This window comes from Psychrobacter sp. KFRI-CH2-11 (assembly GCF_038239325.1).
Lineage (GTDB): Bacteria > Pseudomonadota > Gammaproteobacteria > Pseudomonadales > Moraxellaceae > Psychrobacter > Psychrobacter celer.
In genome coordinates, this window is sequence record NZ_CP151283.1 from 83,738 (window position 1) to 98,825 (window position 15,088).

At 46.8% G+C, this 15,088-nt stretch carries 10 protein-coding genes; 3 read left to right on the forward strand and 7 right to left on the reverse strand.

Annotated elements, in window-relative coordinates:
• Genes AADH33_RS00380 through AADH33_RS00390 form a run of 3 tightly spaced genes read right to left on the reverse strand, consistent with a single transcriptional unit; the run spans position 1 to position 3,471 of the window.
• Positions 1–897 carry a Na(+)-translocating NADH-quinone reductase subunit C gene (locus AADH33_RS00380; RefSeq protein WP_207969972.1) on the reverse strand — a complete coding sequence of 299 codons (897 nt, stop codon included), beginning with the start codon at positions 895–897 and terminating at the stop codon, positions 1–3.
• Positions 878–2,113: an NADH:ubiquinone reductase (Na(+)-transporting) subunit B gene (locus tag AADH33_RS00385; RefSeq protein ID WP_075101258.1), complete on the reverse strand. Its 1,236-nt coding sequence runs from the start codon at positions 2,111–2,113 to the stop codon at positions 878–880. The genes AADH33_RS00380 and AADH33_RS00385 overlap by 20 nt, the downstream gene beginning before the upstream one ends.
• A gap of 5 nt (positions 2,114–2,118) precedes the next feature.
• A complete protein-coding gene (locus tag AADH33_RS00390; RefSeq protein WP_348549198.1) occupies positions 2,119–3,471 on the reverse strand; it encodes a Na(+)-translocating NADH-quinone reductase subunit A in 1,353 nt (450 codons plus the stop codon).
• A 1,132-nt stretch (positions 3,472–4,603) separates the two neighbouring features.
• On the opposite strand from AADH33_RS00390, the gene hisA reads away from it, so the two are divergent.
• The 3 genes from hisA (at position 4,604) to AADH33_RS00405 (ending at position 7,911) form a co-directional block, all read left to right on the forward strand.
• Positions 4,604–5,341 (forward strand): 1-(5-phosphoribosyl)-5-[(5-phosphoribosylamino)methylideneamino]imidazole-4-carboxamide isomerase, encoded by a 738-nt coding sequence (hisA, locus tag AADH33_RS00395; protein WP_192995118.1) that lies wholly within the window; start codon positions 4,604–4,606, stop codon positions 5,339–5,341.
• Positions 5,342–5,589: 248 nt separating this feature from the next.
• Complete coding sequence (locus AADH33_RS00400; protein WP_348549199.1) at positions 5,590–7,353, forward strand: mechanosensitive ion channel family protein; 1,764 nt, start codon at positions 5,590–5,592, stop codon at positions 7,351–7,353.
• 270 nt (positions 7,354–7,623) lie between these two features.
• Positions 7,624–7,911, forward strand: coding sequence for a hypothetical protein (locus AADH33_RS00405; protein WP_207969979.1), 288 nt, complete (start codon positions 7,624–7,626; stop codon positions 7,909–7,911).
• Between the two features lie 79 nt (positions 7,912–7,990).
• On the opposite strand, the gene rnr is transcribed toward AADH33_RS00405, so the two are convergent.
• The 4 genes from rnr to thrS form a co-directional block, all read right to left on the reverse strand.
• Positions 7,991–10,267 carry a ribonuclease R gene (gene rnr, locus AADH33_RS00410; protein ID WP_348549200.1) on the reverse strand — a complete coding sequence of 759 codons (2,277 nt, stop codon included), beginning with the start codon at positions 10,265–10,267 and terminating at the stop codon, positions 7,991–7,993.
• A gap of 141 nt (positions 10,268–10,408) precedes the next feature.
• Entirely contained in the window at positions 10,409–11,653 is a 1,245-nt protein-coding gene (locus tag AADH33_RS00415) for a toxic anion resistance protein (RefSeq protein ID WP_348549201.1), read from the reverse strand.
• A 518-nt stretch (positions 11,654–12,171) separates the two neighbouring features.
• Entirely contained in the window at positions 12,172–12,675 is a 504-nt protein-coding gene (infC, locus tag AADH33_RS00420; protein ID WP_075101252.1) for a translation initiation factor IF-3, read from the reverse strand.
• 23 nt (positions 12,676–12,698) lie between these two features.
• Positions 12,699–14,633 (reverse strand): threonine--tRNA ligase, encoded by a 1,935-nt coding sequence (thrS, locus tag AADH33_RS00425; protein WP_075101251.1) that lies wholly within the window; start codon positions 14,631–14,633, stop codon positions 12,699–12,701.
• Positions 14,634–15,088 lie beyond the last annotated feature (455 nt).

Consider the following 15,088-nt stretch of genomic DNA (forward strand, 5'->3'; position numbering starts at 1 on the left):
TTATGCCTCCTTGCCGTTTACTACTGGCGCTGCCAGTTCGGTGTTCGGTTCAGCTGTCAGCGTCGCTTGACTGGCTTGCGTGTCTGCATTGTCAATCGTTTGACCACTGTCTTGGCGCAGCTTATCTAGATAAGGCTTGTAGCCTTGCTCACCCAGCCAAAACTGAATCATATTGCTGACACCGCGACCCGTTAAGGTTGCACCGCTGATGCCATCGACCCAGTTGTCTTTTGGTGTGCCAGCTTTGGTCACACCAGTGGCCACATTGCCATCTTCGTCATACGACTGGATGCCACTCCATTGGGCGCGCCACTCTGGCTCTTCGATACGAGCACCGAGCCCTGGGGTTTCTTTATGCTCATAAAAACTGATACCTTTGATGGTATTCATGTCGCTCTCAAGCGTTAAGAAACCATAGATCGTGCCCCATAGGCCGTAGCCTTGAATCGGTAGCACCACCATTTCAGGATTGCCAGCGTCGTCGCTTTTTACGTAGACTTTGGCATATTTTGGCTTACGGCCAATACCAGCGGGATCGTTGTTGCCCAAGTCTTCACTCAAGGCTTGGTTTTTGGTCGCTTGACTGGCGTCATAGGCGTTACGATCAGGGATGCCAGCGGCTTTTAGCGCGTCATCATCGAGATAGTCACCTTTATTTAGGTCGATGATCTCGACATCAAAATCTTTAAAACGCTCAGCCACATCGCTTGCAGTATCTGACTCAGCATTGTACATGCCGGCGGCAACGAGGATATTTTTGTTACGGTCTAAGCGAGCGTTTTCGATTTGTGCTGGTTTTAGACCCACAGCAACTGCCGAGACCAATACAGAGCACACCAAACATAGCGTCAGTGCAACGCTGATGGTTTTTGCGTTATTACTTTTGGGCTTGGACATAACGAACCCTCCGAGCAGTTTGGCGTTTGATGTTTGCTTGGGTAACAAAGTAATCAAACAATGGAGCAAATAAGTTGGCGAATAAAATGGCCAGCATGATGCCTTCTGGGAAGGCTGGGTTGACGACGCGAATCAATACGGTCATAAAGCCAATCAAGATGCCATACGCCCAGCGGCCTTTATTGGTATGCGCAGCAGAGACTGGGTCGGTTGCCATAAAGACGGCACCAAAGGCAAAGCCACCGATGACCAAATGCCAATAAAACGGCAAGTTCATCATCAGATTGTCTTCTGAGCCGATCATGTTAAAGACCAGCGAGGTGGCGATGAGGCCGACCACACAGCCTGCCATGATGCGCCAGGAGGCGATACGCGTCCACAGTAGTACGACCGCACCCATGAGGATCGCGAGCGTAGAGACTTCACCGATACTGCCTTGCATGTTGCCCAAGAACGCATCACTCCAAGTGATGGCATTGCCATAGACATCGACGAAATCTTGTGGAGAGACGCCAAGTGCTGCAAGACCAAGCGGTGTCGCGCCAGAGAAGCCGTCCACCGCCGTCCAGATTGAGTCACCAGACATATACGCTGGATAGGCAAAGTAGAGGAAGGCACGACCTGATAGGGCAGGGTTTAGGAAGTTTTTACCCGTACCACCGAAGACCTCTTTTGCCACGACCACACCAAAGATGATACCCAAGGCGACTTGCCATAATGGGATATCTGGCGGTAGACAAAGCGCAAAGAGCACTGAGGTCACAAAGAAACCTTCGTTGACTTCATGTCCGCGCACCACGGCAAAGATAATCTCACAGAGAATACCAACCGCGAAGGTGACGATATAAATGGGTAAGAACTGCATGGCTCCATAGACAAAGCTGGCCCAAATACTATCTGGGTTGTAGCCTGCCATGCTGGTGATAACCGTGCGCCAGCCTTCAGGCTGCAAGCCTAGCTGAGCGATGGCGGTTAATGCTTGGTGGCCGATATTGTACATACCCCAAAACATCGCAGGGAAGGTACAGAGCCAGACGGTAATCATGATGCGTTTTAGATCGATACCATCGCGCACGTGTGACGAGGCGTAGGTAGTGGTACCTGGCTGACGCAAAAACGTATCGAACATCTCAAAGATGGCATAGTACTTTTCGTGTTTGCCACCCTTGGTAAAAGACGGCTCCATACGATCGAACATATTGTGTAAAAATTTCATCGTGGTTAGCCCTCCAGCTCAATGCGCGTTAAGTTATCACGCAAGATATCACCGAATTCATATTTGCCAGGAGAGACGAAGGTGCATAATGCCAAATCTTCTTCGTCCAATTCGAGTGCGCCCAAATCAACGGCGCTAACGATGTCCTCAACAATCAAGGCACGTAGTAGCTGTGTTGGCAGATAATCTTGCGGCATGACTTCTTCATAGACCCCGATGGGTACCATCGCACGCGGTGAGCCGTTGCTGGTGGTGGTGAAGTTGTATTTTTTGCCACCAAAAAACTGTGAGATATAGATCGGCAGTTTAGAAAAGCGGTTTTTACCAGCGGTAAAGAAGTGAAATGCTGGACGCTCACGGCCTTCAGGTAGGACGCTGACTTGGTTGTGAAAGCGGCCAAGATAAGCGATGTTGCTAAACACCTTGCGTCCTGACAGCACTGAGCCTGAGATGACACGGTTTTCACCAGCGGCCAGTTGGCCTTTGGTCAATGCTGTGATGTCAGCACCGCGTTCGGTTGCGATCAGATGTGGAGTATTGACTGCAGGGCCTGCCAAGCTAATCATACGGCGCGTATACAAGCGGCCAGTGGTAAATAGCTTACCGATAGCAATCACGTCTTGATAGCCAATCGTCCAGACGGTGACACCGCGCATGATTGGATGCAAAAAGTGAATGTGCGTGCCGGCCAGTCCTGCTGGGTGCTTACCTGCAAAACTATGATACTCAGTGACGTTGTTTGCCGCGGTTTTTGCAACGGGCGTCAGGCTAGCATCACCATGATGACAGACGAAAGTCTTAGGGCTGAGGGTAGATAATACTGCGAGACCGTCATTGAACGCTTGCAGCTCCTCATTGATCAGCAGCATCGGGTCAAACGCAAGTGGATTGGTATCCATCGCGGTGACAAAGATGGCATGCGGACGGGCACCGATTTCTGGTGCGCGGCTATAGGGGCGCGTACGAAACGCAGTCCATTCGCCAGAGGCCAGCAGTTGGGTTTCAACGACCTTCGAGTCTAGGTCAGCAAGTTGCTGGGAGTCATAGCGCTCGAAGTCTACTTCTTCACCGTTTGGGTCGACCGCAATCACAAGGCTTTCAAACACTCGGCGCTCGCCGCGATTGATCGCGACGACTTTACCAGCAGCAGGGGCAGTGTAGATAACACCAACACGTTTTTTGTCTTCAAAAACGGGCTGGCCTTTAGCTACGACATCACCTTCTTTGACATTCATTGTGGGTTTCATACCCACATAATCATAGCCAATGACTGCTACATGTGTTGGTTGGTGCTCAGATATCTCGCGGGAGGGTTCACCGGTGATGGGCAAATCCAAACCTTTTTTGATGGTAATCATAAGCGAAAACTTAGTCCATAGTCTAAAACGATACCAGACGTCCTGTTTGGTATATCGGCAGCATGAACATCTGCGTCATTTAATAAAGCCCTCAACTCGCTATTCCTATAGTAGGATAGAGATACATAAGGCTTTGAAAACAACGCAAGAATATCACTGCTAGTAAGAGTATTAACGCTGACCTTAGACTCCTTAACAACACGTTAATGTCTTATTCGAATTACCAAAGTTGGCGACTGGCTACCAAGGTGTATGCTAAAACCATCAAACCAAACGCACTCACTTTGGGCGTTGGCCAAAAGCGACTGCATTGATCGTAAACAGCTCCATCATACGTTTCATTGAAAATTAAAACCTGTAAACCAGCACGATTGTCGCTTTATGAACTGGCTTTTTGTTGCAGAGCCAATGACATAAAAACGCAGCCAAGTAATCTACAAAGATAGATAAACTGGTCGAAGCCACACTAGCCCTGCCGCTGGTAGACATACGGTGTATGACCATCTGCCGCTGGTAATCTAGGAGTGACTTTCTAAGGCGTTATCTCATGATAGGGATGTAAGGGAGATATATAAAAAGACGTCTCAAGGGTAATGGCGCAGCGCAGTCTGCTCTCAGACTGGCATTGAAGATTGTTACGTTAACCCTTTTAGCCAACTGTCAGCCAATATTGTACTGGTTCATTTAGCTGTTGCTCGATTCATCCTGACCGCCATGAGCACTTCAGTAATGGTTAACTGAAAAAAAGTGTGGCGCATGGTTGCTATCATATAGAAACAAATACAAATTTACCTAGGATTATACGCTAAATTGACCTAAAATTGCCAGCCGGTAAGTGAATTTACCTAATGTTGCCAGTGATTCCGTCTGCTAAAACTTATGGTTATGATTGTTAAGTTTTTGGCATTATTTGTTGTTTGAATTATTCAGATTTGAACCAACACGAAGAGAATTTACTGATACTATATTCTGACTGATTTTGTTGGCCACTGATTTCGAAACGGTCTGCGGTATAGCTCTGTCATCAGCGATATATCAAGTGGCTGTCTAGATGGTATTTCGATATCAGTGATATATTGATTCAGTGATATATTGATTACTTATTTTATTTATGCGTTATAAGGAATGTCCTATGTGTGCTGTGCCTGTCATTATTCCGGCGATTGATTTAAAAGATGGTAAATGTGTGCGCTTAAAGCAAGGCCGTATGGAGGATGATACGGTGTTTTCTGACGATCCTGTGGCCATGGCGGCGCGCTGGGTAGAAGAAGGTGCTCGCCGCTTACATTTGGTGGACTTAAATGGCGCGTTTGATGGGGTACCAGTACATAGACAAGTGGTCAATGACATCGCCAAGGCTTATCCAACCTTACCTATCCAGTTGGGCGGCGGTGTGCGCAATATGAACACCATCGAGCAGTACATCACTGCAGGTTTGACGTATATTATTATCGGCACCAAAGCAGTCGAAGATCCCGACTTTGTTACTGAGGCTTGCCGTGAGTTTGCAGGGCATATCATCGTGGGTATCGATGCCAAAGACGGTATGGTGGCGACCCATGGCTGGGCAAATGTCACTGATACTCGCGCCACCGAGCTGGCCAAGCGCTTTGCCGATGTAGGCGTATCGTCAATCGTCTATACCGACATCGCCCGTGACGGCATGATGCAAGGCGTCAACGTCGAACAGACAGTCAATCTAGCTCGCGAAGGTGGCTTGCCTGTGATTGCCTCAGGCGGCGTGACTGACATAAAAGACATCGAGCTACTAAAACCCTATGGCGACTGTATCGAGGGTATCATCACCGGCCGTGCCATCTACGAAGGCACACTCGATTTGCGTGCTGCTCAAGCATATCTAGACAGCTAAGCTCACCTAAGATTTGCTAAAAAATTACTCGCTAGGCTCTTACTTGCTGAGCTCAGCGCTCAATGGCGAGGATAGGCAACGCGCTACGGCTATCTGTTTGCTGCGCCATAGCGGCGGTGTCAAGCAAATAGCCGTATGTTTACTTTATCGTAGATAGACTCACGCCTAGCTGCTAAGACAAAGAGCAGGGATCACGCTTGCATGAGACCTTGAGATTTTGGCAATGACGCAACAAGCAAAGGATGCTTATGTCGATTTATCTAACGCAAAAAATGCCCACCATCATCCGCCGTCTGGCCAGTATATGCGGTCAGCTGCTGTTGCTATGGGCCCTGCTTGGTCAGCTGCCAGCTCATGCAGTTATTGAAGACGCTGCCTCCATTAGCGCTGCGCTCAGTGGTGACAGTGGTGACAGTGGTGACAGTGGTGACAATGTTGACAATGTTGACAATGTTGACAATGTTGACAATGTTGACAATGTTGACAATGTTGACAATGTTGACAATGTTGACAATGTTGACAATGCAGAAGCGCTTGATGAAGACAATGCCGAGCCAGCACCTGCTACCTCTGACAGCGTAGCTAAAACGCCAGAGATCATAGAGCCATCATCTGAGCCTGACCCGCCGCCTATCATCAGTGGTGAGAGCACCAATAACGCGCAAATCGAGACCACGCCGACTCCGCAAAAAGACAATGATATCCGCCAACGTATCACTGGCATATTTTCAGAAATAGACGGGTTGCAAGCGGTCAATGTCAGCGTGACGCAAGGGGTGGTTACGCTGACGGGAGAGACGCCCAATGAAAAAAAGGCGCAGCAAGCCATCAACTTGACCAATCGCTTGACAGACGTGGTTACGGTCGAAGACCGAATCAATCGCACCCTCGATGTACAAGACAACGTCACCACTGTCTATCAAGGCCTAAAAGCACAGGTGACCAATCTAGTGAAGGCGCTACCGCTACTACTGGTCGGTATAGTGCTGTTTGCCTTGGTGACTTGGTTTGGCAGCTGGCTCTCTAATCGCAAAAACATGTGGCAACGTCTGACGCCAAATCCATTTGTGGCAGAGCTACTGGCCCAAACCATCAAAGTCATTTTTATCATTTTTGGTCTGATCTTGGCGCTGAGTCTGATCGGCGCAGAGACTGTTTTGGGTACGCTACTTGGCGGGGCAGGCGTGATCGGTATCGCGGTTGGTTTTGCGGTCAAAGACACCATTGAAAACTATATTGCCTCACTCATGCTTAGTATCCGGCAGCCGTTTCGCGCGCGTGACCACATTGTCATCAATGGGCAAGAGGGTATCGTCGTGCGCCTGACATCGCGGGCGACTATTTTGATGACCTTAGATGGCAACCAGCTGCGCATTCCGAATGCCGAGGTCTTTAAAGGTACTATTCTAAATTACACCAAAAACCCTGAGCGCCGCTTTACTTTTGAGCTGGGTGTGGACGCCAACGATGACCCACTGGCAGCCATTAAGGTTGGGCTAGATGCGATACACCAGTTGGCGTTTGTCTTAGATGAGCCAAAAGCGATTGCTGTCATTACCAATGTCGGCGACTCAAATATCATTTTAGAGTTTCAGGTATGGGTGGATCAATCCGAGACCGATTTTTCTAAAGCGCGTAGTATCGCCATTCGCGAAACCAAGCACGCGCTAGAAAATGAAGGCTTTAGCTTACCTGAGCCCATTTATCGACTGCGTTTTAACCATAAATTAGAGCAAGCTTTTGAGCAGATGCCACAAAACAACACCACCTCGGGTGCTACCCTTACGACCACCGTGCCCAGCGCTACCTCAAGCAATCAAGTGCCAAGCTCCACCGATGATAAAGATAAAGAGCAAGCAAAAGCCCGTGCCAAAACTATCCTGCAAGGCCGCAGTGGCAGCGATGTCCTCGATGCCCGCCCCGATGATAAGCTGATGGAAAAGGTCGAGCAAGAAATTGCCGAAAACTCAGATGAGACTGATTTGCTAAATAACAATAGCCCGCAAGAATAATCAGCTTAGCGCCTGTCCTCAACTCAATAGATAGCCACCTAAATGAGTGAAAAATGGCTAAATCTGGCCAAACAGGGCCAAATAGCTGACTAATATCTCGAGATTATCTGTGCTATCTTCCTTGTTTAGTGGCAATGTTTAGTGGCAATGTTTAGCGGCAGTTTATCTCATTTTTATCATCATTTTTGAAATGCGAACACGCCCTCAAAAACGGCATAAAAAGTGCAACAAAATAGATATTTGATGACTATCTAGAGACGAGACACTTTTATGCAAATGAAACATTTGATTATCTTCGCACTTGTGGGCATGGTAGCATTATTGGGTTTTAATCTGATAAGCGGGCATCAGCGTGATAAGCACAGAGAGGTACTAGTAAACAATAATAGCGCTGAGTCGGCTGCTGCGACAGATACAGGTGCAAACACTGGCGAAAATATTGCCAATCAGCCGTTAGGTCAGCAGCCCAAGGCCCTCTTGGATGATGCCACCACACAGATAGAGCAAGCACAGCGAGCCGAGCAGCAGCGAGTCGCGCAAGTGGCTAATGCCCAGTAGCGTAGCGGGCACAAAAAAAGGCTAACACTGGGTTAGCCTTTTTTATCAATACCTTTTTATCTACCACCTCTTATGTGGCTTAGCCTTTTTTGCTTGAGCCTTTGCGGTTGCTGCTCTTTTTAGCTGGTGATTTTTTGGCTGGTGGTTTTTTAGCTTGGTCTTTTTTGGTTTGGTTCATCTCACTGGCTTGTAGCTTGGCTTGTAAATCAAAGTCAATTTGTAGCAAGTCCATATTGACGCCTGCGACTTTGACTTTGACCAAATCGCCCAGACCAAACAGCGTGCCTTTGTCTTTACCGATGAGCTGCTGCTGCGTCTCATCATAGACAAAGAAGTCATCGCCGACGTTTGAGATATGCACCAGACCGTCGATATACAAGTCAGTCAAGGTGACAAATAAGCCAAAGCTCGTCACGGTGGTCACCACGCCATTGAACTCTTCACCGACATGATCTTTCATGTAGTGACATTTGAGCCATGACTCCACAAAACGCGAGGCTTTTTCGGCGCGGCGCTCGGTATCTGAGGTTTGCGTGCCAGCACCTTCGAGTGAAAAATCCATCACTGGCTGCTTGCTACCCGTGACTTTTGCCTTGATCGCACGGTGTAGCATCAAATCAGGATAACGGCGGATAGGCGAGGTAAAGTGACTGTACTCGTCATATGCCAAGCCAAAGTGACCGATGTTGTCCGGCGCGTAGTTGGCCTGCATCATCGAGCGCAGCAGCATACTATGGATGCTAATGGCATCGGGTCTGTCTTTGGTGGCTTCGATGATACGCTGATAATCTGCCTGCGTTGGGCTTTCTTCTGGGAAGCTCAAACCAAAGTTTTTGGCGTACTCATGGATACGCATGGATTTTTCGCTATCTGGCTGATCGTGGTTACGATACAAGACAGGCAGTTCATGCTTGAGAGCAAAGTTTGCCGCACAAGTATTGGCCAGTAGCATACATTCTTCGATCAGCTTTTGCGCATCGCCGCGCGTACGTGGCAATATTGCTTCGATGCCACCTTTTTCATCAAACTTAATGTAGGTCTCTACTGTCTCAAACTCCATCGCATGGCGCTCTTCGCGTTTTTTCAAAAGCAGCTCGTAGAGTTGATGCAGTGTATCAATTGATTTTTTGACGTCTTTATTGCCTGTCAAAGAATCAGGCACGCTTTTGTCTTTTGGATTGTCAAAATACGCGTTGACTTGGTTGTACGTCAAGCGTGCTTGTGAGTGCATCACACCTGGATAAAACTCATAGCCTGTGATTTTACCAGCGCGCGATATCTTGATATCAGCCACCATACATAGGCGATCAAGCTCAGGGTTTAGCGAACACAGACCATTCGACAATACTTCAGGGAGCATCGGAATCACACGATGCGGAAAGTATACTGACGTACCTCGCTCATACGCGTCTTTATCTAACGGCGAGTTTGGCGTGACGTAGTAGCTGACATCTGCAATAGCCACTAAGACGCGGTAGTTACCACCTGAGCGTTTTTCGGCATATACCGCATCATCGAAGTCGCGTGCGTCTTCACCATCGATGGTGACTAAGGGCAAATGACGTAAGTCAGTACGGCCCTTTAGGTCTTTGTCAGTAGGCTCTTCGTAATCATTGGCTTGCTTGAGAGCCGCTTCACTAAATTCTGATGGAATATCATAATTGAGCAACGTCGTTTCGATGATCAGCTCGCGGTCGTTATCATCGGAGAGGACGTCAGTGATTTTGCCAGTAGCAAACTCGTGCTGGTTTGGCCAGTCGATGATGTCTATTTTGACGGGCGCGCCTTGCTTGGCGTTTAGAGCCTGTACGTTGTCATCAGTGACAGTAATGGGTTGGTGATGGTTTGGACTACCAAGCTCGACACAGTAGCCTTCATCATCACGTGTTAGCGTGCCGATGAAGTTGTTTTGACGACGCTCTATGATATCGACGATGCGGCCTTCGGTGCGACCGCGATTGTCTGTTGAGGTACCGATTGCGGCTACTGTATCGCCATTAAATACCCAGCGCATTTGCTTTTCGTGCAAAAACAAATCGGGCATGTCTTCTAATAATACAAAGCCAAAACCTTTGGGGTGCGCAGACACAGTACCGGTGACCACATCTTGCTTGGTCACTGTCCGATAACGATAAGGACGACCTTCACGGTTTACTTGACCGTCGCGTGCCATGGCTTTTAGGCGATTGCCCAGCGCATCAAACTGATCTGGGTCTTCAATCTCAAAGATCTGCGCCAGTTGCTTGTGAGTGACTTCGCCATGCTCATTAATCGTGCCCAGTATCAGCTCGCGACTAGGGATAGGATTGTCATATCTTTTTGCCTCACTTGAGGCGTTTGGATCGTTCCAACTCATAAATTACCGTATCTATTTTTAAAATTATTAATAAGGGCTATCTTAACACGAACGACGAGGCAATATCTTGCGTCAATCGTCTAATCTGTATTAAGTCGCAACAAGCTGTCTGCTTTTAAAGAAGACAGCTGAAAAAAACCATCAAATATCGATATCCACCGCACTAGACTTATCGGTGATTTTTTTGCTGTCTAATTCCTTTGAGACCTCTAGCACCGTGGTCTGATTGGATTTGTCGAGATACTTTTGTGCTTTATCGACCTCAGTGGTCAAGGTATTGACCGTTTGTTTCATGTTCTCTAGCGCTTCAATTTTATAATTGCTGATCATGTCCATCGTATCATAGACATTATTGAAGGCGTTTTGCAGTTTATCAAGCTCGATACTGCTGCTGGTCGCCTGCTCATGGATCTCGCCCGATTGGCGTTTGAGCATCGCAGAGGTCGATTCGATCAAACTGCTCGTAGTTTTATTAAGCGCAGTGATTTGATCAAGTACCAGTTTTTGATTGGTCATCGCTTGTGCGACCACCACCGCCGTGCGGAGTGCTGAGATGGTCGTCGTTGTCGCACGGTCGACACCTTTAATCAGCTCCAGATTATTTTTGCGAATGGTATCAAGCGCCAAATAACCTTGGACGTTGACGGCCAACTGCGTCAAAAAGTCGGTGTTTTTTTGGCGCACATAAAACAGCATCTCTTCTTTGATGATGCGCGCTTTTTCTGGGTCAGCCGCCTCGATGGCATAGACTTTTTGCTCCAACTGCTCATCGATTTTTTTACCCACATAAATGTACTGACGAATCGATTGCATCAGCTCCCACATATTGACTTTTTCTTGCTCAATCATGGCATTGTCTTTGAGCAGCTCGTCTTTGCCGTTATAGAGACTGGTCACGACGGCATTGATATGTGACTGTGCTGACTCGTATTGACGAAAGTAATCTTGAACCTTATTGCCAAAAGGAATAAGGCCAAACAGCTTGCGTGAGCTGGTCAAATCTTTTTTGCTAGGGTCCAAATCTTCGACGATACCGCGCAGCTCTGTCAGAGATTTGGCGATAGGGGAGTTATCAAACAGATTGTCGTTGATGCTCTTTGCTGGCAGCTCGAGCATACGATTAGAGACTTGCGCGGACTCACGAATCTCTTTATTGCCTAAGTTGTGTATGGATTGGACGTTTTGCTGAAACTCAGGGCTATGTACAGAGTTGGTAATGACATGATCGACAAAAGCATCAACTTTAGCATCGAGTTCTGGTATTTGGCTTTTATCGAGGGTCACCATCTGGTCGGCTTCACTTTTTTGTATTTCTTTGACGGGCTCAGGCGGCGTCAGTGAAATGCTTGGCGCAGCGGCATTTTCTGGTGGCGTCAATTCTTGCATAAAGTTTCCTATAATATCTAAAGAGAAAAAATCAGTAATACATCATCCGTGCGGTTTATGTAGTGTCGACTATATCGGGTATTGTTTTATTTAAAAGACAAGTCGCGGCCTGTATGTGTCATAGCCTGTGTCTTATATAAAGCCGAATAAATACAAAGGCGAATAAGTACAAAGGCGAATAAATACAGAGCCATTGAGCTTTAGACTAACTGGTAATGAAAAGCTTGAGAAGAGAGGTTTTGTAAAATAGCGTCAGCTTGTGATACCAAAAACAGCGTTTAAAACGCTATAACTGATAAAAACTATAGGTGATAAAAGCCATGGCTAATAAAGGCAGTATCGCTGCTTATGATAAAGAGGCAGAAAGCCTATATACAAAAAAACCATCAATATCCCGTAGCATATTGATGGTCAACAGTATAAGTATCCATATTAATCAATATCGACATTATCTAACATCGACGGATTAGCATGCCGATTGACAGCCGCCACTAACTAATAGCAATCTGGTTAGTCGATCACTTTTTCTTAGTTGGGCCGAGCAGCATACCCATCTGACGACCTTCCATCTTAGGATATTGTTCGACGTTTGAGATATCAGCGGTATCTTCAATGATGCGGTCAAGTTGCTTGCGACCAATATCTTGGTGCGCCATTTCGCGTCCACGGAAACGAATACTAATCTTAACCTTATCTTGAGCTTCCAAAAAGCTGATAATTTTACGCAGCTTAACTTGATAATCCGCCTCTTCAGTACTGGGGCGTAGTTTCATCTCTTTAAGCTGAGTCTGCTTTTGGTTTTTCTTAGCTTCTTTGGCCTTTTGTTTTTGATCATATAAGAAATGCTTGTAATCCATGATCTTACATACAGGCGGTTTTGCTTCAGGAACCAATTCGACCAAATCTAAGTTTTCATCACGCGCCGCTTTCATCGCGGTTTCGATATCGACCACGCCCATTTGTTCGCCGTCTTCTTTAACGAGTCGGACTTCTTTGACTTTGATATCTTCGTTGATGTTCAAACGGTTGGACTGTTTAATAGGTATTACTCCTCATCTGTTTTTGGGGTCTGTCGGCCTTTTTTACCGACAGCGGTCTGTACTAATGCCATAAAGTCAGAGATACTCATCACGCCAAGGTTTTCGCCTTCACGCGTCCGGACATTGACGCTGCCCGTTTCAATCTCTTTATCCCCTAATACTAGCATATAGGGGATACGTTCTAATGTTTTCTCTCGTATCTTAAATCCAATCTTTTCGTTACGCAAGTCGCTAACGGCTCGAATACCGACGTTTTTCAGCTCATTAACCACATTTTCACAAGCCTCTGCTTGCTTGTCAGTGATATTCATCACTACCACTTGCTTGGGTGCAAGCCATACTGGCATCCAACCGGCATAGTGTTCGATCAAAATACCGATGAAACGCTCGAACGATCCTAAAATAGCACGGTGTAGCATGATTGGGGTTTCACGCTCGTTTTGTTCGTTGACAAACTCTGCATCAAGACGCTCAGGCATATTGGGGTCGACCTGAATGGTACCGCACTGCCAGACGCGGCCTAGAGAGTCTTTTAGACTAAATTCAATTTTGGGACCATAAAACGCGCCTTCACCTGGTAGATATTCCCAATCGAGACCTGAGCTGTCGAGAGCATCGGCCAAAGCTTTTTCGGCAAAATCCCAAGACTCATCAGAGCCGACACGCTTTTCAGGGCGGGTGGAGAGCTTCATGATGATGTTATCAAAGCCGAAGTCTTCGTAGACTTTTAGGGTCAGTTTAATAAAGTCAGCGACCTCTTGCTGAATTTGTGCTGCGGTACAGAAGATATGCGCATCATCTTGCGTAAAGCCGCGTACGCGCATCAAACCATGCAAAGAGCCTGAGGGCTCATTACGGTGACACGAGCCAAACTCTGCCATACGCAGTGGCAGGTCACGATATGACTTTAAGCCTTGGTTAAATACTTGCACGTGACATGGGCAGTTCATTGGCTTTACCGCATAATCACGGTTTTCGCTGGCAGTGGTAAACATATTGGTGGCATAGTTACCCCAGTGGCCTGAGCGCTCCCACAAGCTACGATCGACGATTTGCGGCGTTTTAATTTCTTCATAGCCGTGATCGTGTTGGACTTTGCGCATATATTGCTCAAGCACTTGATAAATCGTCCAGCCATTAGGGTGCCAAAACACCATGCCCGGCGCTTGCTCTTGCATATGAAACAGATTGAGCGCTTTACCAATTTTACGGTGGTCGCGTTTTTCCGCTTCTTCAATACGCTGGATATAGGCCTTTAGGTCTTTTTTATCAGCCCACGCTGTACCATAGATACGTTGCAGCTGCTCGTTTTTGGCATCACCGCGCCAGTATGCACCCGACATTTTGGTCAGTTTAAATACTTTTAAGAAGCGCGTATTTGGCACGTGCGGACCACGGCACATATCGACATATTCTTGATGGTGATACAGACCAAAGGCTTCTTCACCCGGCATATCATTGATCAGTTTCAGCTTATAATCTTCGCCGCGCGCTTCGAATATCTTGATGACTTCATCGCGCGGTGTCATTTTTTTGATAACATCATAATCTTGTTTGATCAGTTGCATCATGCGTTTTTCGATGGCTTCCATATGCTCAGGGGTAAACGGCGTCTCGCTATAGATGTCGTAATAAAAACCATCTTCGATGACCGGTCCGATGACCATTTTCACCTCTGGGTAGAGCTGTTTTACTGCATGACCTAACAAGTGGGCGCAGGAGTGGCGAATGATATCGACACCGTCAGCGTCTTTTGGCGTCACGATTTCAACTTTGGCATCATGGGTGATCGGATCGTGTGCATCGACTAATTGACCATCAACGCGCCCAGCGACCGTCGCTTTGGCAAGTCCTGCACCAATACTCTGCGCCACTTCCATGACGGTTGTATTGCCTTCAAAGTTTTTTACGCTACCATCTGGTAAAGTAATCGCTACCATAATCTATTCACCTTTTTGGATCCGTTGGCAGTGATGATTGCAACCATCAATCATATAACCGTAAGACCGCATCAATTATATCTAACTGCTGTGATATGTTAAGAAAAGTACCACCCAAAACACTAAGTTGAGACGATATTAATAGCAGGCTTTTGGCCACTTTATCTAAAGGCTCACTTTAGCATTGCAAGGTAGTGTCATAAAAGCCACTATTATAGCAAACACTGCCTAGCAACACTAGGTTGGAGACTATAGATACAAAGTGACAAAAGTGTTATGACAAGCGACGTCAGCACAGTGATTGTTTAAGTATCGATGCAGCACTTGATGCTTCAAAGTTATCTAATTACCGATGCTATGAAAAATAACGTTTCATCTCGCTGTATCGTGTTCATATCAGATTGACTATATAAGTATCTGTTAAGTAGATTTCAATAGCTAATAGATAATGCCAA

What these genes read in the sequence shown, in the direction of transcription:
- AADH33_RS00415 (WP_348549201.1), bottom strand. Translation starts at nt 11,653, where the DNA reads ATGCAAGAATTGACGCCACCAGAAAATGCCGCTGCGCCAAGCATTTCA.
- rnr (WP_348549200.1), bottom strand. Translation starts at nt 10,267, where the DNA reads ATGAGTTGGAACGATCCAAACGCCTCAAGTGAGGCAAAAAGATATGAC.
- AADH33_RS00380 (WP_207969972.1), bottom strand. Translation starts at nt 897, where the DNA reads ATGTCCAAGCCCAAAAGTAATAACGCAAAAACCATCAGCGTTGCACTG.
- AADH33_RS00405 (WP_207969979.1), top strand. Translation starts at nt 7,624, where the DNA reads ATGCAAATGAAACATTTGATTATCTTCGCACTTGTGGGCATGGTAGCA.
- AADH33_RS00385 (WP_075101258.1), bottom strand. Translation starts at nt 2,113, where the DNA reads ATGAAATTTTTACACAATATGTTCGATCGTATGGAGCCGTCTTTTACC.
- thrS (WP_075101251.1), bottom strand. Translation starts at nt 14,633, where the DNA reads ATGGTAGCGATTACTTTACCAGATGGTAGCGTAAAAAACTTTGAAGGC.
- AADH33_RS00390 (WP_348549198.1), bottom strand. Translation starts at nt 3,471, where the DNA reads ATGATTACCATCAAAAAAGGTTTGGATTTGCCCATCACCGGTGAACCC.
- AADH33_RS00400 (WP_348549199.1), top strand. Translation starts at nt 5,590, where the DNA reads ATGTCGATTTATCTAACGCAAAAAATGCCCACCATCATCCGCCGTCTG.
- hisA (WP_192995118.1), top strand. Translation starts at nt 4,604, where the DNA reads ATGTGTGCTGTGCCTGTCATTATTCCGGCGATTGATTTAAAAGATGGT.